Raw genomic sequence first — 1,451 nt, forward strand, 5'->3', positions numbered from 1 at the left:
TAGTACGACAGCCGCCATTCGTGATCATGGTGGGAATTCGAGGTTGAGGCGGCGGGCGTAGTGGGCTCGTTTGGCGCATGCTTGGTGTCGGCGTCGCCAGTTTGACCAGCGCAAACGGTAGGCGATGCTGCGGGCGGGCTGGATCAGCAGGACGTTGATGAGACGGCGGATCTCGTTGACGGTTAACTCGATCATGTCGGGTTGACTGTGGCGGTCGGCTGTTCGGGCGTCGGCGGCGCAGATCGCCAGGACGGCGAGGGCTGCCAGGGCCAGGGTGGTGAACCGGTGCCAGGATGTCCAGCGGCGGACTTGGTGCTGGTCAAGACCGACCTGACCCTTTCCGGCCTGGAATGATTCCTCCACGGCCCACCGAACTCCCGCTACTCGCACGAGTTGGGCGAGGGTGGCCGGGCCGGGTGTCCAGCAGCGGTAGAAGGCCAGTTCACCGGTGGTGTTGTTGCGGCGGATCAACAGACTGTGTCGGCCGTCGTCGTCCGGGTCGCCGTCGGCGCCGACGTCGGCCAGCCAGGCCCAGTCGTAGAACCGTGGTCCTTTCGACCCGTTGCCGGCACTGCGCCGGGTCCACGCGGTGGCGGGCAGGTCGGCGGCCAGCCGGTCGGCGCGGCAACGGGTCTTCCCGCCGTCGATCGGCACGAGGTGATCGCGGGAGACCGCCAGGACGTAGCCCAGGCGGAGTTTGCGCAGTTCACCGCGTAGCCGAGTGTTGTTGCCGTAGGCCTCGTCCGCGGCGACCCATCGGGCCGGGACCAGGGCCTTCACGGCGGCGGTGATCATGTCGTCGGCCAACTCGGATCGGGTGGCGAACGCGACATCGTCCGGGACGCCGGACTGTTCACACCGCTGGCGATCGTCGGTCCAGGACTTCGGTAGGTAGACCCGGCGGTCGATCAGGGTGTGGCCGTGTCTGCTCGCGTAGGCCAGGAACACGCCGACCTGGGCGTTCTCGATCCGCCCAGCGGTGCCGGTGTATTGGCGCTGGACACCGACGGTGTGCACGCCCTTCTTCAGATCACCGGTCTCGTCAACGACGAGGACCCCGTCGGGGTCGCCAAGCCGGTCGACGACGACCTGCCGCACATCGTCACGCACCGCGTCAGCGTCCCACTTCGCCCGATACAGCAACCTTTGCATCGCGTCCGGCCGGCCATACCCGGCCTGCTCCGCCAACTGCCAACACGTCTTGACCTCGATATCGGCCAGCAACCCGGTCACGAACACCGCCGCCGCCCGCCGCGGCTCGACCCGCCCGAACCGTCCCGCGAACGCGTCGCACACCCCGGTCAGGACCTGCCGCCACCGCACGGGGTTTACGCTGTGGCACGCGGCCACCGCCAGATCTAACGTTATGTCCACAACAGACAGACGATCATGCGGTGGCCGCACCTCGTCCACCAGCCCCAACAGCTACATCTCAAACGGCGGCTGTCGTA

1 protein-coding gene is annotated in these 1,451 nt (G+C 67.4%); it reads right to left on the bottom strand.

The features are described from left to right. Positions 1 to 24: 24 nt before the first annotated feature. On the bottom strand, positions 25 to 1,323 hold the full coding sequence (locus tag DLJ59_RS00095; protein ID WP_124770504.1) for an IS701 family transposase: 1,299 nt from the start codon (positions 1,321 to 1,323) through the stop codon (positions 25 to 27). Between the last annotated feature and the right edge of the window lie 128 nt (positions 1,324 to 1,451).

Origin of the sequence: Micromonospora inaquosa (genome assembly GCF_003857055.1) — a bacterium.
Taxonomy (GTDB): Bacteria; Actinomycetota; Actinomycetes; order Mycobacteriales; family Micromonosporaceae; genus Micromonospora; species Micromonospora inaquosa.